Source organism: Pantoea sp. RIT-PI-b (genome assembly GCF_001187905.1).
Classification (GTDB): domain Bacteria; phylum Pseudomonadota; class Gammaproteobacteria; order Enterobacterales; family Enterobacteriaceae; genus Pantoea; species Pantoea nemavictus.
In genome coordinates, this window is record NZ_LGIS01000027.1 from 167380 (window position 1) to 187726 (window position 20347).

The 20347-nt window shown below is 51.9% G+C and carries 17 protein-coding genes and 5 tRNA genes; 18 read left to right on the forward strand and 4 right to left on the reverse strand.

The window, feature by feature from the left end; genetic code table 11:
• Positions 1-4: 4 nt before the first annotated feature.
• Complete coding sequence (gene mutS, locus AC790_RS18160; RefSeq protein ID WP_049852668.1) at positions 5-2548, reverse strand: DNA mismatch repair protein MutS; 2544 nt, start codon at positions 2546-2548, stop codon at positions 5-7.
• Between the two features lie 363 nt (positions 2549-2911).
• Between mutS and mltB the strand changes: the two genes are divergently transcribed.
• Entirely contained in the window at positions 2912-3994 is a 1083-nt protein-coding gene (gene mltB, locus AC790_RS18165) for a lytic murein transglycosylase B (protein ID WP_007893263.1), read from the forward strand.
• A gap of 85 nt (positions 3995-4079) precedes the next feature.
• Complete coding sequence (locus tag AC790_RS18170; RefSeq protein WP_007893266.1) at positions 4080-4415, forward strand: zinc ribbon domain-containing protein YjdM; 336 nt, start codon at positions 4080-4082, stop codon at positions 4413-4415.
• Between the two features lie 38 nt (positions 4416-4453).
• Here AC790_RS18170 and AC790_RS18175 read toward each other — a convergent pair whose 3' ends face one another.
• Positions 4454-5341, reverse strand: coding sequence for a dihydrodipicolinate synthase family protein (locus AC790_RS18175; protein WP_049852669.1), 888 nt, complete (start codon positions 5339-5341; stop codon positions 4454-4456).
• 169 nt (positions 5342-5510) lie between these two features.
• On the opposite strand from AC790_RS18175, the gene tam reads away from it, so the two are divergent.
• The 15 genes from tam to luxS all read left to right on the forward strand — a co-directional run bounded on the left by tam (position 5511) and on the right by luxS (position 16590).
• Positions 5511-6287, forward strand: a complete 777-nt coding sequence (tam, locus tag AC790_RS18180; protein ID WP_049852670.1) for a trans-aconitate 2-methyltransferase — start codon at positions 5511-5513, stop codon at positions 6285-6287.
• A gap of 102 nt (positions 6288-6389) precedes the next feature.
• Positions 6390-6884: a nicotinamide-nucleotide amidase gene (gene pncC, locus AC790_RS18185; RefSeq protein WP_049852671.1), complete on the forward strand. Its 495-nt coding sequence runs from the start codon at positions 6390-6392 to the stop codon at positions 6882-6884.
• 92 nt (positions 6885-6976) lie between these two features.
• Positions 6977-8047: a recombinase RecA gene (gene recA, locus AC790_RS18190; RefSeq protein ID WP_007893274.1), complete on the forward strand. Its 1071-nt coding sequence runs from the start codon at positions 6977-6979 to the stop codon at positions 8045-8047.
• Positions 8048-8230: 183 nt separating this feature from the next.
• Positions 8231-8686: a regulatory protein RecX gene (locus AC790_RS18195; RefSeq protein WP_049852672.1), complete on the forward strand. Its 456-nt coding sequence runs from the start codon at positions 8231-8233 to the stop codon at positions 8684-8686.
• Between the two features lie 135 nt (positions 8687-8821).
• Positions 8822-11449: an alanine--tRNA ligase gene (alaS, locus tag AC790_RS18200; protein WP_007893276.1), complete on the forward strand. Its 2628-nt coding sequence runs from the start codon at positions 8822-8824 to the stop codon at positions 11447-11449.
• A 249-nt stretch (positions 11450-11698) separates the two neighbouring features.
• A complete protein-coding gene (gene csrA / locus AC790_RS18205) occupies positions 11699-11884 on the forward strand; it encodes a carbon storage regulator CsrA (RefSeq protein WP_004155916.1) in 186 nt (61 codons plus the stop codon).
• Between the two features lie 306 nt (positions 11885-12190).
• Positions 12191-12283: transfer RNA gene (locus AC790_RS18210), tRNA-Ser, on the forward strand.
• A gap of 8 nt (positions 12284-12291) precedes the next feature.
• Positions 12292-12368, forward strand: a tRNA-Arg gene (locus AC790_RS18215).
• Between the two features lie 85 nt (positions 12369-12453).
• Positions 12454-12530: transfer RNA gene (locus AC790_RS18220), tRNA-Arg, on the forward strand.
• A gap of 189 nt (positions 12531-12719) precedes the next feature.
• Positions 12720-12796, forward strand: a tRNA-Arg gene (locus tag AC790_RS18225).
• A gap of 44 nt (positions 12797-12840) precedes the next feature.
• Positions 12841-12917: transfer RNA gene (locus tag AC790_RS18230), tRNA-Arg, on the forward strand.
• A 376-nt stretch (positions 12918-13293) separates the two neighbouring features.
• Positions 13294-13860: a fructose-1-phosphate/6-phosphogluconate phosphatase gene (gene yqaB, locus AC790_RS18235; RefSeq protein ID WP_049852673.1), complete on the forward strand. Its 567-nt coding sequence runs from the start codon at positions 13294-13296 to the stop codon at positions 13858-13860.
• Positions 13857-14285 carry a YqaA family protein gene (locus AC790_RS18240; RefSeq protein WP_007893302.1) on the forward strand — a complete coding sequence of 143 codons (429 nt, stop codon included), beginning with the start codon at positions 13857-13859 and terminating at the stop codon, positions 14283-14285. Before yqaB ends, AC790_RS18240 begins: the two co-directional genes overlap by 4 nt.
• A gap of 31 nt (positions 14286-14316) precedes the next feature.
• Positions 14317-15924 (forward strand): glutamate--cysteine ligase, encoded by a 1608-nt coding sequence (gene gshA, locus AC790_RS18245; protein WP_007893305.1) that lies wholly within the window; start codon positions 14317-14319, stop codon positions 15922-15924.
• 150 nt (positions 15925-16074) lie between these two features.
• Positions 16075-16590 carry an S-ribosylhomocysteine lyase gene (gene luxS / locus AC790_RS18250; RefSeq protein WP_007893307.1) on the forward strand — a complete coding sequence of 172 codons (516 nt, stop codon included), beginning with the start codon at positions 16075-16077 and terminating at the stop codon, positions 16588-16590.
• A gap of 64 nt (positions 16591-16654) precedes the next feature.
• Here luxS and AC790_RS18255 read toward each other — a convergent pair whose 3' ends face one another.
• Entirely contained in the window at positions 16655-17941 is a 1287-nt protein-coding gene (locus AC790_RS18255; protein WP_049852674.1) for an HlyC/CorC family transporter, read from the reverse strand.
• Positions 17942-17951: 10 nt separating this feature from the next.
• Positions 17952-18746: an inner membrane protein YpjD gene (locus AC790_RS18260; protein ID WP_007893311.1), complete on the reverse strand. Its 795-nt coding sequence runs from the start codon at positions 18744-18746 to the stop codon at positions 17952-17954.
• Positions 18747-18913: 167 nt separating this feature from the next.
• On the opposite strand from AC790_RS18260, the gene ffh reads away from it, so the two are divergent.
• A complete protein-coding gene (ffh, locus tag AC790_RS18265) occupies positions 18914-20275 on the forward strand; it encodes a signal recognition particle protein (protein WP_007893312.1) in 1362 nt (453 codons plus the stop codon).
• Positions 20276-20347: the final 72 nt, after the last annotated feature.

Here is a 20347-nt window from a genome sequence, read left to right on the forward strand (position 1 = left end):
GACTTCAGACCAGCGTCTTGAGGCGATAAATCCATTCCAGCGCCTGCTTAGGTGTGAGGCTATCAGGATCCAGTGCTTCCAGCGCATCCATCGCTGGTGAGGTTTCTGTCACCAGCAACTGCATTTGCGAACCTTCCACCGTTGATGCTGCAGAGCTACCGGACAGTGCTTCTAACTCCTTCAGCTTGTTACGTGCACGCTTGATCACCTCTTTCGGCACGCCCGCCAGCGCAGCTACCGCGAGACCATAGCTTTTGCTCGCCGCGCCATCCTGTACGCTATGCATAAAGGCGATAGTATCGCCATGTTCCACCGCATCCAGATGCACATTCACCACACCTTCCATTTTCTCTGGTAGCGTAGTCAACTCGAAATAGTGGGTAGCGAACAGCGTCATGGCTTTAATACGATTCGCCAGGCTCTCTGCACAAGCCCATGCCAGCGACAGCCCATCGTAAGTTGAGGTACCGCGACCAATTTCATCCATTAGCACCAGACTATTTTCGGTGGCGTTATGCAGGATATTGGCGGTTTCCGTCATCTCAACCATGAAGGTGGAGCGACCGGAAGCCAGGTCATCTGCAGCGCCGACGCGAGTGAATATACGATCGATCGGGCCGATGACCGTTTCTTCTGCGGGCACATAGCTACCAATCCACGCCATCAAAGCGATCAAGGCGGTCTGGCGCATATAGGTACTTTTACCGCCCATATTGGGGCCGGTAATAATCAGCATGCGCCGTTGCGGAGAGAGCGACAGCGGGTTGGCGATAAAGGGTTCTTTCAGCACCTGTTCAACCACCGGATGGCGTCCTGCGGTAATGCGAATCCCCGCTTTTTCTTGCAGCACCGGACGGCAGTAGTTTAGCGTCCAGGCGCGCTCGGCCAGATTGGCTAATACATCCAGTTCTGATAGCGCGGCTGCGCTGTTTTGCAGCGCTTCAAGGTGCGGCAGCAAACGGTCGAAAAGGTCCTCATAGAGGCCTTTCTCAAGGGCTAACGCTTTCCCTTTTGATGTCAGAACCTTGTCTTCATACTCTTTCAGTTCGGGGATGATGTAACGCTCAGCATTTTTCAATGTCTGACGGCGAACATAGTGAATGGGTACCAGATGACTTTGCCCGCGACTTACCTGAATGTAATAGCCGTGAATCGCATTAAAGCCGACTTTCAGCGTATCCAGCCCGAGTTTTTCACGCTCGCGAATCTCCAGGCGATCAAGATAATCGGTGGCACCATCCGCCAGGGCGCGCCATTCGTCGAGCTCAGCATTGTATCCCGGGGCAATCACGCCACCGTCGCGCACCAGCACCGGCGGTGATTCAATAATGGCTTGCTCGAGCAGCTCACGCAGCTCGTTGAACTCACCCATCTGAGACCGCAGGTTAATTAGCTGCGTAGCCTCAACGCCTGCAAGCTGCTGGTTTAACTCTGGCAATTGTTGGAAGGCGTGACGCATGCGCGCCAAATCGCGGGGGCGAGCAGTACGCAGCGCGAGGCGCGCCAGAATACGTTCCAGATCGCCCACCTGCCGCAGCACCGGCTGCAATTCCTGGCTGAGTGATTGCAGCTCAGCGATAGATTCCTGGCGACGAGCAATAGTAGAGACATCACGCAGTGGCATATGTAGCCACCGTTTAAGCATACGGCTGCCCATAGGCGTGACGGTTTTATCCAGTATTGCCGCCAGCGTATTCTCGATTCCACCCGCCAGATTCTGAGTGATCTCCAGATTTCGGCGTGTGGCGGCATCCATAATCACGCTATCCTGCTGACGATCCATGCTCAGCGAGCGGATATGCGGCAGCGAGGTGCGTTGCGTATCCTTGACATATTGCAGTAGACAACCGGCGGCACGCAGTGCCAGGTGGGCCTGCTCGACACCAAAACCGCTCAGATCGCGGGTGCCAAACTGCAGATTGAGCTGTTGGCGCGCCGTATCGATTTCATATTCCCACAGCGGACGGCGACGCAGACCACGACGTTGATCAATCAGCGTCATCGCCTGGAAATCTTCGGGATAGAGTAGCTCAGCGGGATTGGTACGCTGCAGTTCCGCCGCCATTGTTTCCACATCGCCCGGTTCACTCAGGCGGAATCGACCAGAGCTGATATCTAACGTCGCGTAACCAAAGCCGCGCTGGCTCTGAAAGATAGCGGCCAGAAGATTATCCTGGCGCTCTTGCAGTAAAGCTTCATCGCTGATGGTGCCCGGTGTAACGATACGCACGACTTTGCGCTCAACCGGGCCTTTGCTCAAGGCGGGATCGCCAATCTGCTCGCAGATCGCGACTGATTCGCCGAGCTGGACCAGTTTCGCCAGATAACCTTCAACCGCATGATAGGGCACACCCGCCATCGGGATGGGTTCTCCCGCGGATGCGCCACGCTTAGTCAGAGATATTTCCAGCAGCTGCGAGGCGCGTTTCGCGTCATCGTAAAACAGCTCGTAGAAATCGCCCATGCGGTAAAACAGCAGGATGTCAGGATGATCGGCCTTCAGGCGCAGGTATTGCTGCATCATCGGCGTATGGCCACTAAAGTCCATTTGCTCTGCTCCTTTCATCGTATTCTCACTCAACATTCATTCTTTTAATTGCCTGAGGCTGGGTCAATGCAGCCGGAAGTCCCGTTATCGTGGATAAATAACGAAAGCGGGATATTACCATTTTTGCCACAATACCTTCATCCGCCAGTAGGGCTTTCTGGCTGCCGACCATAACAAATTGCCTTAAGCGGTAAAAAGCAAATTTTAACGAAAAAGGTAAAGTGTGGAGCCGTTTCGCAAATTCACACTGTAACCGGCTGAAACCGGCGGCAAAGGGCTAAATTTTAAGATATTGCTCTGTATGTCACTTCAATGAACGATTACCATGAGTGCTTCCGGTTTCACCTGGCTTATGGATATCCAATGCGTTTTAAGGTTGCTCTTCTTCCGCTTATCACTCTGCTTGCTGCTTGCAGCAGTAAGCCTGCATCTCATCAGCAACCCGCCGTTGTTCCTGCACCTAAAGGCGGTTTTTTACTGGAGCCTTCCCACGCGATTCAGCCTATGTTTGGCGATTTTGCCGGTAATCCAGTTGCTGAGCAGTTCATTGACCAAATGGTGGCAAAGCACGGCTTTAATCGTGAGCAGCTGCACGCGGTCATTGGCCAGGCGAAGCGTCTCGATTACGTACTGCGTTTAATGGACCAGCAAGCTCCAAGCTATACGCCGCCAACCGGACCGAATGGCGCGTGGATTCGCTATCGCAATAAGTTTATTACGCCGGATAACGTGCAGAACGGCGTGGCATTCTGGAATCAGTATCAGGATGCACTGCAGCGTGCGCAGCAGGTCTACGGTGTGCCGCCGGAAATCATTGTTGGTATTATCGGTGTCGAAACGCGTTGGGGCCGGGTGATGGGCAAAACGCGCTTGCTGGATGCGCTGGCAACGCTGTCATTTAGCTATCCACGTCGTTCGGCCTACTTCAGCGGTGAGCTGGAGACCTTCCTGCTGATGGCGCGTACAGAACAAGATGATCCGCTGGATCTACGCGGGTCCTTTGCCGGTGCTATGGGTTATGGGCAGTTCATGCCATCCTCTTACAAGCAATATGCGGTTGATTTTAATGGTGATGGCCACATTAACCTGTGGGATCCGGTTGATGCGATTGGCAGCGTAGCCAATTACTTTAAAGAACACGGCTGGCGTGCTGGAGAAAATGTTGCGGTTCCTGCGAGCGGTCAGGCTCCAGCATTAGAGAATGGCTTCAAAACTAAATATCCCGTCAGCACCTTAGCGGCAAGTGGCCTGACGCCGCAAGGATCGCTGGACGGTAATAATCAGGTAAGTTTATTGCGTCTGGACCTCGGCACCAGCTACCAGTATTGGTATGGCCTGCCAAACTTCTATGCAATTACCCGCTATAACCACAGCACGCACTACGCAATGGCGGTGTGGCAACTGGGTGAAGCCGTCGCTAAAGCGCGTCAGGGCAGTGTCTTTTAATGCTGTCCTTGTAAAGTGTGAGGGTATAAGATGGCGGCCCTTTTGCGGTGCCATCTTCACCGCATCCTACTTCTGAGGAGCGCTTATGAGTACCTTACCTGCCTGTCCTGTATGCCAGGCCGATTACACCTGGCAAGATGGTGATAATCTGAATTGCCCATCTTGTGGTCATATCTGGACGGCAAGTGGCGATGATGCAGTGGATGGTTTAGTTGTACGCGACGCCAACGGTAATTTATTGGTGGATGGCGATAGCGTCACTGTTATCAAAGATCTCAAGGTTAAAGGCAGTTCTTCCACGTTAAAAATCGGCACCAAGGTAAAAAGCATTCGTTTAGTCGAAGGTGATCACAATATTGATTGCAAGATCGAGGGTTTTGGTCCGATGAAACTCAAATCTGAATTTGTAAAAAAGAACTAAAACTAATGACGGGACGGCACCGCGCCGTCCTGCCTGTTTTAACTCAGCAAACGATCCACTTCCGCGCACTGTTCCGCTGTCAGCTCGCCGCCGTAATTACGCGAGTAGCTGCTCATCGAATCAAATCGGCGGGCGACAGCCGTTTTGATGGTGGTAACAAAATCATCGCCAATAGTGTAAATCGCCATCAGCTTTCCGATGCGCTGTTGAATCTCGGCGAGCTGCGTTACATCCCCAGCACGCCATGCCTGCATCGCTCGGGCAAAAAGCTCCGGCACAATATTGTTCAATCCAGAAATCACACCTGAACCACCAGCCAGTAGATTGGGCAGCAGATATTCGTCGTAGCCAGAAAGTACGGTAAAATCAGCGCGAACGCTCCTTGTTTCATCAATCATCGCGCGGTTGTGCGACAAACAATCCATGGTGTCTTTGATGCCAATAAAATTGGGCAACTCGGCTGCCAGTTCCGCTACTAGCGCTGGCGTTAAATCGCAACCGGTGCGTGCCGGAAAATTATAGGCGAACCACTTGCCGCCTAGCTGTTTATCCAGCGTTTTGAAATAGTTCAGCAGTTGCTTCTGTGTCTGCCCGTAATAATAAGGAGGCAGCACCATCACCGCATCAAAGCCGTTCTGCCAGGCGGCGTCCGCCAGCTGCAGCATATCGGGAATGCAGGTACTGGAGACATTTGCCACCATAGTCAGTGGCGAAAGTTGGCGTGCCTCGTGGATGAGCAGTAGTCTTTCCTGTTGAGTAAGCGATGCAAATTCACCAATACTGCCCATTAACAGCAGGGTATCAATGCCCGATTGACTCAGGCGTGAAAAATGGCGTCCAAGTGCTTCAATGTCCAAATTATTCTTATTATCAAAAGGCGTTACTGAGGGACACCATACGCCGGACAATAGCGGTTTTGCAGTCATGCCAGGTTCCTTAATTTATTAAAAATGAAACGTTGTTTTAAGTTAGTGATAACTGCGCATACTCACCAGTCACCAAAGACAAAAAGGTGAGGTATCGCACTATTCTCTTTCTGTGAAGACGGCAAAAACAGGTAGTGTGTGGCTCTTCAGCCAAGACAGGAGCTTTGCCATGCAAGACTGGAATCCCCAGCTGTATCGTCAATTCGAATCGGAGCGTACGCGTCCGGCGCGAGAGTTATTGGAGCGCATTCCACAAGCTGATGTGCGCTTTGCCACTGACCTTGGCTGCGGGCCGGGCAACAGCACGGAGCTGTTGGTGCAAGCGTGGCCGAATGCGCAGATAACCGGGATTGATAGTTCTGAAGCGATGTTACAGCAGGCCCGAGAACGACTGCCTTCTTGCCGCTTTCAGCAGGCGGATATTCGCACCTGGCAGGCCGAGCAGCCGCAACAGGTGATTTATGCAAACGCCTCACTGCAATGGTTGACTGAACACCACACATTGCTGCCGCATCTGGTGAGTCAATTGGCTGTGGGTGGCGCATTAGCGATTCAGATGCCGGACAATCTTGAAGAGCCGTCGCACCGTTTAATGCGAGACGTGGCGGAGCGTGAAAACTGGCAGGGACTGATTTCGCCGCAGGCGGCAGATCGCAAGCGTCTGTTGACCACCGACCAGTATTACGATCTGTTAAGCGATGCGGGTTGTCAGGTCGATATCTGGCGCACCACCTATTATCATCCAATGACCGATGCGCAGGGCATTATTACCTGGTTACGTGCGACAGGACTGCGTCCTTTCCTCGCGGGGCTGGATGATACGCAGCAATCGGCTTTTCTCCATGATTATCACCAGGCGCTCATTCCGGCTTATCCCGCTCGTAGCAATGGCAAGGTTTTGTTAGCTTTCCCGCGTTTGTTCATGGTTGCAGTGAAAACAGGCTGAGGTAACTGGAAGCAAGTACGCAGAATGGGTCGCTGAAGGTTGAAAAGGGCTTTTCAGCGCACCATTTACTGCTAACGTGAGGCGCCATAACGGGAGAAGGCGATGAACGATGAACAATTGCAGCAGTTGAGTTACCGCATTGGCGAACAGCTAAAAATTCGTCAGGCAACAATCACCGCAGCGGAATCCTGCACCGGTGGCTGGATTGCGAAGGTATTTACCGATATCAGCGGTAGCTCCGCCTGGTTTGAGCGCGGTTTCGTGACATACAGCAATCAAGCTAAACAGCAAATGGTCGGTGTGCAGGTTAGCACGCTGGAGCAGCATGGTGCGGTGAGCGAACCAACCGTGCGTGAGATGGCAGTCGGTGCGGGGAAAGCGGCGGCGGCAGAATATGCCATTGCCGTGAGCGGTATTGCGGGGCCGGATGGCGGCACGCCAGATAAACCGGTGGGCACCGTGTGGTTTGCTATCGCGGGCCCTGAGGGCCGCGTATTAGCGCAGCGCAAGATTTTTGCCGGTGACCGTGATGCGGTACGCCGACAATCTGTGGCCTGGGCGCTACAAACGCTGCTTGATGAATTTCTGACAAATTAAACTTGATACTGTATGACCATACAGTATAATTAGCAGCAACAGAACGAGCGACATATTTGGTGTCGGCTCACCCAGCATGATTAGGAGTGGAAATGGCGATCGACGAGAACAAACAGAAGGCTTTAGCTGCCGCACTGGGCCAGATTGAGAAGCAATTTGGTAAAGGCTCCATCATGCGCTTGGGTGAAGACCGCTCAATGGATGTCGAAACCATCTCTACCGGTTCACTGTCACTGGATATCGCGCTCGGCGCGGGTGGCTTGCCGATGGGACGTATCGTTGAGATTTACGGACCGGAATCTTCGGGTAAAACCACCCTGACTCTGCAGGTTATTGCCTCAGCACAGCGCAAAGGTAAAACCTGTGCCTTTATCGATGCTGAGCACGCATTGGATCCGGTATACGCGAAAAAACTGGGCGTTGATATCGATAACCTGCTGTGCTCACAGCCGGATACCGGTGAACAAGCGCTGGAGATCTGTGATGCCTTGGCGCGTTCGGGCGCAGTTGACGTGATCATCGTTGACTCCGTGGCGGCTCTGACGCCGAAAGCGGAAATTGAAGGTGAGATCGGTGATTCGCACATGGGTCTGGCCGCGCGTATGATGAGCCAGGCAATGCGTAAGCTCGCAGGTAACCTGAAGCAGTCCAATACGCTGCTGATCTTCATCAACCAGATTCGTATGAAGATTGGCGTGATGTTCGGTAACCCGGAAACCACGACCGGTGGTAACGCGCTGAAATTTTACGCTTCTGTTCGTCTGGACATCCGCCGTATCGGTGCGATCAAAGAGGGCGACGAAGTAGTAGGTAGCGAAACTCGCGTGAAGGTAGTGAAGAACAAAATTGCTGCACCGTTTAAGCAGGCTGAATTCCAGATCATGTACGGCGAAGGCATTAACACCTTTGGCGAGCTGGTGGACCTTGGCGTGAAGCACAAGCTGGTTGAGAAAGCCGGTGCCTGGTACAGCTACAACGGTGAGAAGATTGGTCAGGGTAAAGCTAACTCAACCAACTTCCTTAAAGAGAATCCAGCGATTGCGAATGAGATCGACAAAAAGCTGCGTGACTTGCTGTTGAGCGGTGATGCAGTAGCAGCAGACACCGCGAAAATCTCGGCTGAAGATCGCGAAGAAGCCAGCGAAACTAACGAAGATTTCTAAAATATTAACGGGAGCAGAGATGCTCCCGTTTTGCTTTTCCCCGCCAGCGCTTTTCCTCCTCGCCTTCTTGCTTTACCCTGCGACCCTGCGACCCTGCACGACTGTTAGAACAAGGTTGATCATATGTCATCGTCACCATCTGTGGCACCCGTGCCAACATATTCCCGTTTGCTGGACCGCGCCATGCGTATCCTTACGCAGCGCGATCACAGTCGCGAAGAGCTGAAACGTAAATTGCAGCTCTCTGCACAGCGTGCAGCGTATTTGCAGCAGCAGGAAAACACGCCCATTCCCAATGAGCTGCTGGAAAAAGTGCTCGACTGGTGTCAGGAGAGCGGTTGGCTCAACGATGAACGCTTTACCGAACGCTTTATTCAAAGCCGTGCCCGGAAGGGATATGGCCCACAGCGCGTGCGTATGGAGTTGCAACAAAAAGGCATTGGCCGCGATGAGATAAATCAGGCGCTGTTCGATACCGACGTTAACTGGAGCTTATGCGCCGCCGATCTTGCCAAACGCAAATTTGGCGAGCCCTTACCGCAAACCTGGGCCGAGAAAAGTAAGGTACAGCGTTTTTTAATGTCGAAAGGCTTTATGATGGAAGATATTCAGGCTGTTTTCAGAAATAGTGACGACTGAAAGGCGATGTGATTTTACTTCCCACTGAAGAAAATTTATCTTATTCCCACTTTTTGTTCCTCAGTCAGCGGCAGGCCGGATGGATGTGGTTTGCCAGCGAAAGGGAACGTTCGTTAGCGTGATTCCAGGAATTTTATGAGCAAGAGCACTGCTGAGATCCGTCAAGCGTTTCTCGACTTTTTTCATAGCAAGGGACATCAGGTTGTAGCCAGCAGCTCCCTCGTACCGAACAACGATCCGACATTGCTGTTTACCAATGCCGGAATGGTCCAGTTTAAAGACGTATTCCTTGGTCAGGATAAGCGCGACTATGCGCGCGCAACCACGTCTCAACGCTGTGTGCGTGCCGGCGGCAAGCATAATGACCTCGAAAACGTGGGCTACACGGCACGTCACCACACCTTCTTTGAAATGTTGGGCAACTTCAGCTTTGGTGATTACTTCAAGAAAGAAGCGATCGCTTATGCATGGGAACTGCTGACGGGTGAGCAGTGGTTTAAGCTGCCAAAAGAGCGTTTGTGGGTGACCGTCTATGAAACTGACGATGAAGCCTTCGAAATTTGGGCCAACGATATTGGTGTGCCGCGTGAGCGCATTATCCGTATTGGTGACAACAAAGGCAGCGCTTTCGCATCAGATAACTTCTGGCAGATGGGCGATACCGGTCCTTGCGGCCCTTGCACCGAGATTTTCTTCGATCACGGCGATCATATCTGGGGTGGCCCTCCGGGCAGCCCGGAAGAGGATGGCGACCGTTACATTGAGATCTGGAACATCGTCTTCATGCAGTTCAACCGTCAGGCTGACGGTACTATGCAGCCGCTACCCAAACCCTCCGTGGATACCGGTATGGGCCTGGAGCGTATTGCAGCCGTATTGCAGCACGTAAACTCCAACTACGAAATCGACTTGTTTGCCAAATTGATTCAATCCGTTGCTCAGGTAACCGGTGCGACCGATCTGAATAATAAATCGTTGCGCGTTATCGCTGACCATATTCGCTCTTGCGCCTTCCTGATTGCAGATGGTGTGATTCCTTCGAATGAAAACCGTGGCTATGTATTGCGTCGCATCATTCGTCGTGCAGTGCGTCACGGCAACATGCTGGGTGCGAAAGAGGCATTCTTCTATAAGCTGGTTGCGCCACTGATTGATGTGATGGGTGCTGCAGGTGAAGATCTGAAGCGTCAGCAGAAACATGTTGAAAACGCGCTGAAAAACGAAGAAGAGCAGTTTGCTAAAACTCTGGAGCGTGGACTTGCGCTACTGGATGAAGAGCTGGCGAAACTGCAGGGCGATACGCTTGATGGCGAAACAGTCTTCCGTCTGTACGATACCTTCGGTTTCCCGGCGGATCTGACGGCTGACGTGTGCCGTGAGCGCAATTTAAAGATTGATGAAGCGGGCTTTGAAGCCGCGATGGAACAGCAGCGTCAACGCGCGCGTGAAGCCAGTGGTTTTGGCGCCGACTATAACAATGTCATTCGCATTGATGCCGCAACCGACTTTAAAGGCTATGACCATCTGGAACTGAACGCGGTTGTGCAGGCGCTATTTGTAGACGGTCAGCAGGTTGAGCAGATTAGCGCAGGTCAGGACGCGGTTGTGGTTCTTGACGAAACGCCGTTCTATGGTGAGTCAGGTGGACAGGTTGGCGATACTGGTGTGCTGGCTGGGCAGAATGCTGAATTTAGCGTTCAGGATACTCAGAAGTATGGTAAAGCGATTGGTCATATCGGTAAGCTGAGCAGCGGCCAGTTACGCGTTGGCGATCGTTTGCATGCGCAGGTGGATGAAACTCGTCGTGCGCGTATCCGTTTAAACCACTCTGCCACGCACCTGCTGCATGCCGCACTGCGTCAAGTGTTGGGTGATCACGTAGGACAGAAAGGCTCGCTGGTTAACGATAAATATCTGCGTTTCGACTTCTCTCATTTTGAAGCCATGAAACCGCAGGAAATCCGTCAGGTTGAGGATATTGTTAACGCGCAGATTCGCCGTAACCTTGCCGTTGAGACCGAAATCATGGATCTCGATGATGCAAAAGAAAAGGGCGCAATGGCGCTGTTTGGCGAGAAATATGATCAGCGTGTTCGCGTGTTGACCATGGGTGACTTCTCCACCGAGCTGTGTGGTGGTATCCATGCAGTACGTACCGGAGATATCGGCCTGTTCCGCATTCAGTCTGAGTCTGGTACGGCAGCAGGTGTTCGTCGTATTGAAGCCGTAACCGGTGAAGGTGCGTTGGCGCAAGTTAACGCGCAGAGCCAGCAGCTGCTGGATGTAGCGCAATTGGTGAAAGCCAACAGCAGTAACCTTAATGAGAAAGTGCGCGGTCTGGTTGATCACGTTCGTGCACTGGAAAAAGAGTTGCAACAACTTCGCGATCAGCAAGCTGCGCAGGAGAGTGCTTCCCTGAGCAGCAAAGCCGTTGAAGTGAAAGGCACCAGGTTGCTGGTGAGTGAGCTGAGCAACGTTGAGCCAAAAATGTTGCGTACCATGGTCGATGATCTGAAGAACCAACTAGGTTCAGCCATCATTGTGCTGGCAACCGTTGAGGCAGGTAAAGTTTCACTGATTGCTGGCGTGACCAAAGATCTCACTGACCGCGTAAAAGCCGGTGAACTGATTGGCGAACTCGCCTCTCAGGTTGGCGGTAAAGGCGGTGGTCGTCCAGATATGGCCCAGGCCGGCGGTACAAATCCGCAGGCGCTGGCTGGCGCGCTGGAAGGCGTGCAGGAATGGGTCAGTAACCGACTGTAACGTATAAAACTTCGCATTGTGATAAGCGCCAGAAGCCCGTTTTCTGGCGCTTTTTTAACGCAGTGCACACCAGGTAATGACAAAGTCCGGTTGATGTAGTGTATTTCGGCTAAACTAACTATCAGCAGAATGTATTGGCATGGCGAAGCACAATGGTGTATTTGTCATAGGCATTGTTCAGCGTTATATGATGGATACGGCCGGGAGAACAAAGAAGCCCGACTCTTTTAATCTTTCAAGGAGCAAAGAATGCTTATTCTAACTCGTCGAGTTGGTGAAACCCTCATGATTGGCGATGAGGTGACTGTAACGGTGCTGGGTGTTAAAGGTAACCAGGTCCGCATTGGTGTTAACGCGCCTAAAGAAGTTTCGGTACATCGCGAAGAGATCTATCAGCGTATTCAAGCCGAAAAAACTCAGCAAACGAGTTACTAACGGATTCAGCGCCTCGCTCTCCAGCGAGGCGCTACCGGTTTTTCTCCTCCTGTAGTGCCCATCTCCTGTTTTTCTTTCTCATTCCTTCAATTCATTTAGCGCCTATTTGTGTTCTCTGGCAGGCTTTCTTTGTTGATTAATCACTCTTTTTGTCGCTAAAGCAGCCGAATTGAGCGTCATTTGTGCAATCAAACAAATGGCTGAAAATAAATGTTTGACTTATAAGTCCGGGAAAGTAATATGTGCGCCACGCAGTGCCGATGAGCAGAAACAAAGTTCAGAAGCACGGTTCGGAAGAACGCGTAAGGTGAGGTGGCCGAGAGGCTGAAGGCGCTCCCCTGCTAAGGGAGTATGCGGTCAAAAGCTGCATCCGGGGTTCGAATCCCCGCCTCACCGCCATTTCCGATGCATCCATAGCTCAGCTGGATAGAGTACTCGGCTACGAACCGAGCGGTCGGAGGTTCGAATCCTCCTGGATGCACCATTCGGAAAGATGAAGTAAGAGTGAACGAGCAGTTCCTTTCATGGTGAGTTGTTAGCACCCTGCGTTGTACAAGAATTAACTCGATGCATCCATAGCTCAGCTGGATAGAGTACTCGGCTACGAACCGAGCGGTCGGAGGTTCGAATCCTCCTGGATGCACCATATTCTCGAATATGGAAAGTGCCTCAGTGTGTCATGTCGTGATAAACGTTCAGGCCGCACTAAGGAGGATAACGTTGCTTTAGCAACGGCCCGTAGGGCGAGGCGAAAGCCGAGTAATCCTCCTAGATGCACCATTCTTCGTATCATCCTCAGGTTGTTTCAGTTAGTCCATCGTAAGAAAATCTCAATGCATCCATAGCTCAGCTGGATAGAGTACTCGGCTACGAACCGAGCGGTCGGAGGTTCGAATCCTCCTGGATGCACCATTCCTCTTCAAACTTCTCAAAATTTACCTCAGCAGTAACTCAATGCATCCATAGCTCAGCTGGATAGAGTACTCGGCTACGAACCGAGCGGTCGGAGGTTCGAATCCTCCTGGATGCACCATATTCTCAAATATGGAAAATGCCTCAGTGTGTCATGTCGTGAAAAACGTTCAGGCCGCACTAAGGAGGATAACGTTGCTTTAGCAACAGCCCGTAGGGCGAGGCGAAAGCCGAGTAATCCTCCTGGATGCACCATCTCTTCTTCGTAATCTCTCTATTTTTTGACACTTACTTTCTGAATCTTCCAGTCGTTATCCCAACTTGCAAAAAAATCACTGAATTTACCGTCGTTTAAGCTCGGTATTACGCTATGACCTTTTTCCTAAAACGAAAAATGCTAATGCTTTCAAAGCATTTGCGGTTAAGCGCGCCTGGCGACAACCTGAGCGCATTACGCTAAAGTAATGGCTCATTTTGTGGTACTCGACGGAGTGACAATGTACGACCAATATGATGCCCTGATTTTCGATATGGACGGCACAATTCTCGATACTGAGCCGACACATCGAAAAGCCTGGCAGCAGGTGCTTAGCCGCTACGGTTTCACCATGGATGAAGAAAAAATGGTGGGCTTCAACGGCGCACCCACCTGGCAGCTGGCGCAGTTTATTCTTGAGCAAAACAATGCCACGCATGATCCGCATCTGTTGGCAGCAGAAAAAACCGCGGCTCTAAAGGTGATGCTGCTGGATGACGTACGTCCGCTGCCGCTAATGGACGTCGTCAAAGCCTATCATGGTCGCCGTCCGATGGCAGTGGGCACCGGCAGTGAACATAGCCTGGCGAAAGCACTGCTCGAAGAGTTGGGCGTTTACCACCTGTTTGATGCGGTTGTCGGGGCTGATGACGTACAGCGTCATAAACCGCAACCGGATACCTTTTTACGCTGCGCTGAAATGATGGGGATTGCGCCCGAGCGCTGTGTGGTGTTTGAGGATGCTGACTTTGGCGTACAAGCGGCAAAAGCAGCAGGCATGGACGTGGTTGATGTCCGTTTACTGTGAATGAATTTCTGACCTATGGTTCGTTATTCGGCAGTAGCTTCCTGAGTGCAACCCTGTTACCGGGGAGCTCGGAGGCGGTGCTGATTGCACTGCTGATCGCCCAAAAGGGTTCGGTTTATGGATTGTTATTGGCTGCATCAGTGGGAAACACGCTGGGTGGCCTGACCAACATTCTTCTTGGTCGCCTGATGCCGCTGAAAAGGCAAGGGCGATGGCACGACACAGCAATGACGTGGTTACATCGATTGGGACCTGCAGCACTGATCTTTAGCTGGCTGCCGGTAGTGGGCGACTTACTCTGCGTGCTCGCGGGTTGGTTGCGCTTTGCCTGGCTGCCCTCGGTGCTGTTCCTCGCCATCGGTAAAACGCTGCGTTATATCGTTATCGCGACCGCCACATTACAAACATTGCAATGGTGGCATTGATTCGCACAGATTCGAGGCTACGGTTAACATTATGCTGAACAAAAATAAATTATTCACACAGCGGGAGGTTAATGTGATCCCGGACGTATCTAAGGCACTTTCCTGGCTGGAAGCGCATCCTGACGCGTTAAAGGGTATCGGCCGTGGTATTGAGCGCGAATCATTACGCGTTAAACCCGATGGTCACCTGGCAACCACAGGACATCCCGAGTCTTTGGGTTCGGCACTCAAGCATGATTGGATTACTACCGATTTTGCCGAAACGCTGATGGAGTTCATCACGCCTGTTGATCAAAGCATCGATCGTTCGCTGGCGTTCCTGCGTGATATTCACCGCCATGTCGCACGTGAGTTGGGCGAAGAGCGTTTGTGGCCCTTTAGCATGCCTGGCTATATCGATGACGTTGATAGTATTGAGCTAGCGCAGTATGGCAGCTCCAATATCGGTAAAATGAAAACCCTGTATCGTCAGGGCCTCAAAAATCGTTATAGCGCGCTGATGCAGATTATTTCAGGCGTGCATTACAATTTCTCGCTGCCTTTGTCATTTTGGCAAGAGTGGGCAGATGTGAAAGATTTGGAAAGCGGCAAAGAGACCATATCCGCCGGCTATCTGCGTTTGATTCGAAATTATTATCGCTTTGGCTGGGTAATTCCTTATCTGTTCGGAGCATCACCTGCTATCTGTTCCTCATTCCTGCAAGGGCGCGAAGAGAGCAAGTTGCCGTTTGAAACTGACGGTAAAGGCACGCTGTGGCTGCCGCACGCCACGTCGTTGCGCCTAAGCGATCTTGGTTACACCAATAAATCGCAGAGTGGATTAGGGATTACCTTTAACTCGCTGGAAGGCTACGTTGCGGCGCTTAAAGCGGCAATCAAAACGCCGTCGGAAGAGTATGCGGCCATGGGCACTAAAGATGCCGATGGCAATTGGCTACAGCTGAATACCAACGTTCTGCAGATTGAAAATGAGCTGTATGCGCCCATTCGTCCAAAGCGTGTTACGCGTTCAGGCGAAGCGCCATCCGATGCGCTGCTGCGCGGTGGTATCGAATACATTGAAGTGCGCTCACTGGATATCAACCCGTTCTCGGCGATTGGTGTTGATGCCGATCAGGCTCGCTTCCTCGATCTGTTCCTGATTTGGTGTACGCTGGCTGATGCGCCGGAAATGAGCGCCGATGAGCTGTTGTGTACGCGTAAAAACTGGAACCGTGTGGTGATGGAAGGACGTAAGCCGGGGCAGGTTATCGCGGTGGGTTGTAGCGAAACTGAGCATACATTGGTTGAAGTGGGTAAAGCGCTGTTTGCCGATCTGCGTCGCGTGGCCGAGGTGCTCGACAGTAATCACGGCAATACGCAATATCAACAGGTTTGCGATCAACTGGTGGCATCCTTTGACGATCCTGAGCTAACCTATTCGGCGCGCATCCTTCATGCCATTAAAGAAAATGGTTTGACCGGCGCAGGCGTGGCATTAGCGGAGCAATATCGTCATCTGCTGTGCGAGGAGTCGTTAGAGATTCTGACTGAAGATGATTTTAGTCGTCAGGCGCGTGAGTCGCTGCAAGCGCAAGAGCAGCTGGAACAGAGCGATACGCTGGATTTCGAAAGCTACCTTGCAGGTCGCGAAGGCTAGAAAAGAAAATGGCCACATCAATGTGGCCAAAATAAACATCTCTGTTGTCAGGGATGATGATAACAAATGCGCGTCTTTCATATATTCAGACGTTGGGCGAACAGAAAAGTTTCATTGTTTTAAAAAAAATCTCAAAACAGGAGGTGACGTATGCCACTACTGGATAGTTTTACTGTTGATCACACCATCATGGGCGCGCCTGCAGTGCGCGTAGCAAAAACCATGAAGACTCCGCATGGCGATACCATCACCGTCTTCGACCTGCGTTTCTGCCGTCCGAATATTGAAATTCTGACTGAGCGTGGCATTCATACGCTGGAGCACCTGTTTGCCGGCTTCATGCGCAATCACCTGAATGGTGATGGCGTAGAAATCGTCGACATCTCGCCGATGGGTTGCCGTACCGGCTTCTACATGAGCTTGATTGGCACGCCTGACGAGCAGCGCGTGGCGAAAGCCTGGAAAGGCGCGATGGAAGATGTGCTGAAAGTGAAAGAGCAGGGCCAGATTCCAGAGCTGAACGAGTATCAGTGCGGTAGCTACAAGCTGCACTCACTGGATGAAGCGCAGCAGATCGCGCGTAATGTGCTGGCTCACGACATTGGCGTTAACCGCAACGAAGATCTGAAGCTCCCTGCTGAAAAGCTGAAAGAGCTGCATATCTAGTTAGTTGTTGCTTAGGCACCATAAAAAAACGCCGCGATCATCGCGGCGTTTTTGTTTGCAGGCTTCAGGAGCCGATAGAAGATTTCAGCGCGTGATGCGGCGTGATACGCACCTGCTTCACCATATTATCCTGCACATCGAGAATATCGATATCATAGGCGCCAAGCGTTATGCGGGTATCGACCACCGGAATCTCCTCCAGTGCCTCAAGCAGCATGCCGTTAATGGTGCGCGCATCCTCTTCCGGCAGCGTCCAGTTAAAGGCTTTATTGATTTCACGCACGTTGGCGCTGCCTTCAATCAGTACCGAACCATCATTCTGCGGCATGACTTCTTCTGCCAGCGACGGTGACATTGAGGTGGTGAAATCACCCACAATCTCTTCCAGAATATCTTCAATGGTCACTAACCCTTTGATATCGCCATACTCATCGACCACCAAACCGACTTTCTTTTTATTACGCTGAAATTTTACCAGCTGTACGTTTAACGGCGTACCTTCAGGCACATAGTAAATTTCATCGGCAGCACGCAACAGACGATCTTTGTTGAACTCTTTTTTCTCGGTCATCATGCGCCAGGCTTCGCGTACGCGCAGCATACCGACGCAATCATCCAATGAATCACGGAACAGAACGATGCGTCCATGTGGAGAATGGCTGAGCTGGCGCTCGATGGATTTCCAGTCGTCATTGACGTTGATGCCGACGATCTCATTGCGCGGCACCATGATGTCATCCACGCTAACTTTTTCCAGATCGAGCACTGACAGCAGCATGTCCTGATTACGGCGTGACATCAGTGAGCGTGATTCATACACAATGGTGCGTAGCTCTTCTTTGCTTAATGCTGAGCTGATAGAACCATCGGTTTTAATGCCCACCATGCGCATCAAAATCCTTGTGATGGTATTCAGCAGCCATACCAGCGGCAGCATGACATATTGCAGCGGGGCCAATAACACGCTGCTGGGATACGCTACCTTTTCCGGATAGAGCGCAGCGACCGTTTTGGGCAACACTTCGGCAAAGACCAGCACCACAAATGTCAGAATACCGGTGGCAATCGCGACGCCGGCATCGCCATACAGGCGCATGCCAACAATGGTGCCGAGTGCGGAGGCGAGAATATTTACGAGGTTGTTGCCGATTAAAACCAGGCTGATCAAGCGATCCGGCCGACGCAGAAGTTTTTCCACCCGACGCGCACCGCGGTTACCGCTTTTGGCTTTATGGCGCAGTTTGTAACGATTGAGCGTCATCATGCCGGTCTCTGAACCGGAGAAATACGCAGAGACCAGCACCATGATGACCAGCGTAATGATCAGCGTGGTGGTTGAAACGTGTTCCAACACAAAATCCTTAGTGAGATGTGAGCAGGTGCTGAAGTACGCGACTGCCGAAGTAGGCCATGGTTAGCAGCAGCGCACCGCCACAGTTGAACCACACGACGCGGCGTCCGCGCCAGCCTTCGTGATAGTGCCCCCAGAGCAAAACAATGTAGACAAACCAGGCAATTATGGAGAGAACCGCTTTATCTACATTCTCCGCGCTAAACAGGTTATGCATGAAGAACAGTCCGGTGCACAGCACCAGCGTCAGCAGCACGACACCAATTTGCGTGATGTGAAACATTTTGCGCTCAATGCTCAGCAGCGGTGGCATATCCTGAGTGAAAGCCAGTTTCTTGTTTTTCAACTGGTAATCAATCCACGCCAGTTGTAACGCATAGAGCGCGGCAATAATCAGCGTGGCATAGGCAAACAGCGACAGACCAATGTGAACCATCATGCCCGGCGTGGTTTCAAGATGCGTAATAAAGGCATTCGGCACAAAAGTGGCGAAGGCCAGGTTAATCAATGCGAAGCCGTACACAATGGGCAGCAGCAGCCAGCCACGATTACGTGAGGCAACAATCGTCATGATGGCGCAGATCAGCAGGCTAACTAGCGAACCGATATTGAGCAGACTGAGATTTTGCCCGTTATCCACGGCAAAAATGCGCTGCTGCAGGGCAACGGCGTGCGCAATCAGCGCCACGCAGGCAGAAAGCACGGCAAAACGGCGCCAGCCACCGTTGCGTTTAAGCAGGCTGGGAATGATGAGTGCAAGACTGAGGGAGTAGGCGAACAGCGCCACGATCGCGAAAACGAACATAGATCCTTTCAGGTATCGGTCAGATAAGGAAAAAAGCAGTATAGCGCCAGCAGCAGCAGGCTCCAAACGATCTGAAGGTCAATTGCAGAGATCGCTCCGTCTTCGTGCTATAATCCGCCGCATTGTGTCGCCTGGGGCGGCCTCGCTACGGTTCTAAGTGAGAGAGCATGTTTGATAATTTAACCGATCGTTTGTCGCAAACCCTGCGCAATATCAGCGGCCGCGGAAGGCTGACCGAAGACAACATTAAAGACACGCTGCGCGAAGTGCGCATGGCGCTGCTGGAAGCTGACGTTGCGCTGCCGGTAGTGCGTGATTTTATTAATCGCGTGAAAGAAGCTGCAGTTGGCCACGATGTGAACAAAAGCCTGACGCCAGGTCAGGAGTTCATCAAAATCGTTCGCAATGAACTGGTTGCAGCGATGGGGGCTGAAAATAATGCGCTCAATCTGAATGCGCAACCACCGGCCGTGGTGTTGATGGCGGGTTTGCAAGGTGCCGGTAAAACCACCAGCGTCGCGAAGCTGGGTAAGTTTTTACGCGAAAAGCACAAAAAGAAAGTTTTGGTTGTTTCTGCTGACGTCTATCGCCCTGCGGCGATCAAGCAGCTGGAAACCCTGGCACAGCAGGTTGGCGTCGATTTCTGCCCGTCCGATCTGAGCCAAAAGCCGGTCGATATTGTTCAGAACGCGCTGAAAGAAGCCAAAGTGAAATTCTACGATGTGCTGCTGGTGGATACCGCCGGTCGTTTACACGTCGATGAAGCGATGATGGACGAAATCAAACAGGTGCACGCCGCGATTAATCCGGTGGAAACCCTGTTTGTGGTCGACGCCATGACCGGTCAGGATGCCGCGAATACGGCAAAAGCCTTCAATGAAGCGCTGCCGCTGACCGGTGTAATACTGACGAAAGTCGACGGTGATGCGCGCGGTGGTGCGGCGCTGTCGATTCGTCACATTACCGGCAAGCCGATTAAATTCATGGGGATGGGCGAGAAGACCGAAGCGCTGGAAGCTTTCTATCCAGAACGTATCGCCTCGCGCATTCTCGGCATGGGCGATGTTCTGTCGCTGATCGAAGATATCGAGAGCAAAGTTGACCGCGATCAGGCTGAGAAGCTGGCGAAAAAACTGAAAACCGGCGACGGTTTTGACCTCAATGATTTTCTTGAGCAGTTGAAGCAGATGCGCAACATGGGCGGTATGGCGAGCCTGATGGGCAAACTGCCGGGCATGGGTCAACTGCCTGATAACGTGAAGTCGCAGATGGATGACAAAGTGCTGGTTCGCATGGAAGCCATCATCAATTCGATGACGCGTAAAGAGCGTGAGAAGCCAGAAATTATCAAGGGTTCGCGCAAACGTCGTATTGCGCTGGGCTCGGGCATGCAGGTGCAAGACGTCAATCGACTGCTGAAACAGTTCGATGATATGCAGCGCATGATGAAGAAAATGAAGAAAGGTGGCATGGCCAAAATGATGCGTGGCATGAAAGGCATGATGCCACCTGGATTCCCTGGTCGCTAATGCGGCCGTCAAAAAGCCGGAAATTTGGCACGCTTAGGTTGCTTTTTGCGCCAAAATGAGTAAAATTTTCGG

Bases quoted from the DNA above. Each gene is read 5' to 3' on its own strand.
- mutS (WP_049852668.1), bottom strand. From the start codon at position 2,548: ATGGACTTTAGTGGCCATACGCCGATGATGCAGCAATACCTGCGCCTG.
- mltB (WP_007893263.1), top strand. From the start codon at position 2,912: ATGCGTTTTAAGGTTGCTCTTCTTCCGCTTATCACTCTGCTTGCTGCT.
- AC790_RS18170 (WP_007893266.1), top strand. From the start codon at position 4,080: ATGAGTACCTTACCTGCCTGTCCTGTATGCCAGGCCGATTACACCTGG.
- AC790_RS18175 (WP_049852669.1), bottom strand. From the start codon at position 5,341: ATGACTGCAAAACCGCTATTGTCCGGCGTATGGTGTCCCTCAGTAACG.
- tam (WP_049852670.1), top strand. From the start codon at position 5,511: ATGCAAGACTGGAATCCCCAGCTGTATCGTCAATTCGAATCGGAGCGT.
- pncC (WP_049852671.1), top strand. From the start codon at position 6,390: ATGAACGATGAACAATTGCAGCAGTTGAGTTACCGCATTGGCGAACAG.
- recA (WP_007893274.1), top strand. From the start codon at position 6,977: ATGGCGATCGACGAGAACAAACAGAAGGCTTTAGCTGCCGCACTGGGC.
- AC790_RS18195 (WP_049852672.1), top strand. From the start codon at position 8,231: ATGCGTATCCTTACGCAGCGCGATCACAGTCGCGAAGAGCTGAAACGT.
- alaS (WP_007893276.1), top strand. From the start codon at position 8,822: ATGAGCAAGAGCACTGCTGAGATCCGTCAAGCGTTTCTCGACTTTTTT.
- csrA (WP_004155916.1), top strand. From the start codon at position 11,699: ATGCTTATTCTAACTCGTCGAGTTGGTGAAACCCTCATGATTGGCGAT.
- yqaB (WP_049852673.1), top strand. From the start codon at position 13,294: ATGTACGACCAATATGATGCCCTGATTTTCGATATGGACGGCACAATT.
- gshA (WP_007893305.1), top strand. From the start codon at position 14,317: ATGCTGAACAAAAATAAATTATTCACACAGCGGGAGGTTAATGTGATC.
- luxS (WP_007893307.1), top strand. From the start codon at position 16,075: ATGCCACTACTGGATAGTTTTACTGTTGATCACACCATCATGGGCGCG.
- AC790_RS18260 (WP_007893311.1), bottom strand. From the start codon at position 18,746: ATGTTCGTTTTCGCGATCGTGGCGCTGTTCGCCTACTCCCTCAGTCTT.
- ffh (WP_007893312.1), top strand. From the start codon at position 18,914: ATGTTTGATAATTTAACCGATCGTTTGTCGCAAACCCTGCGCAATATC.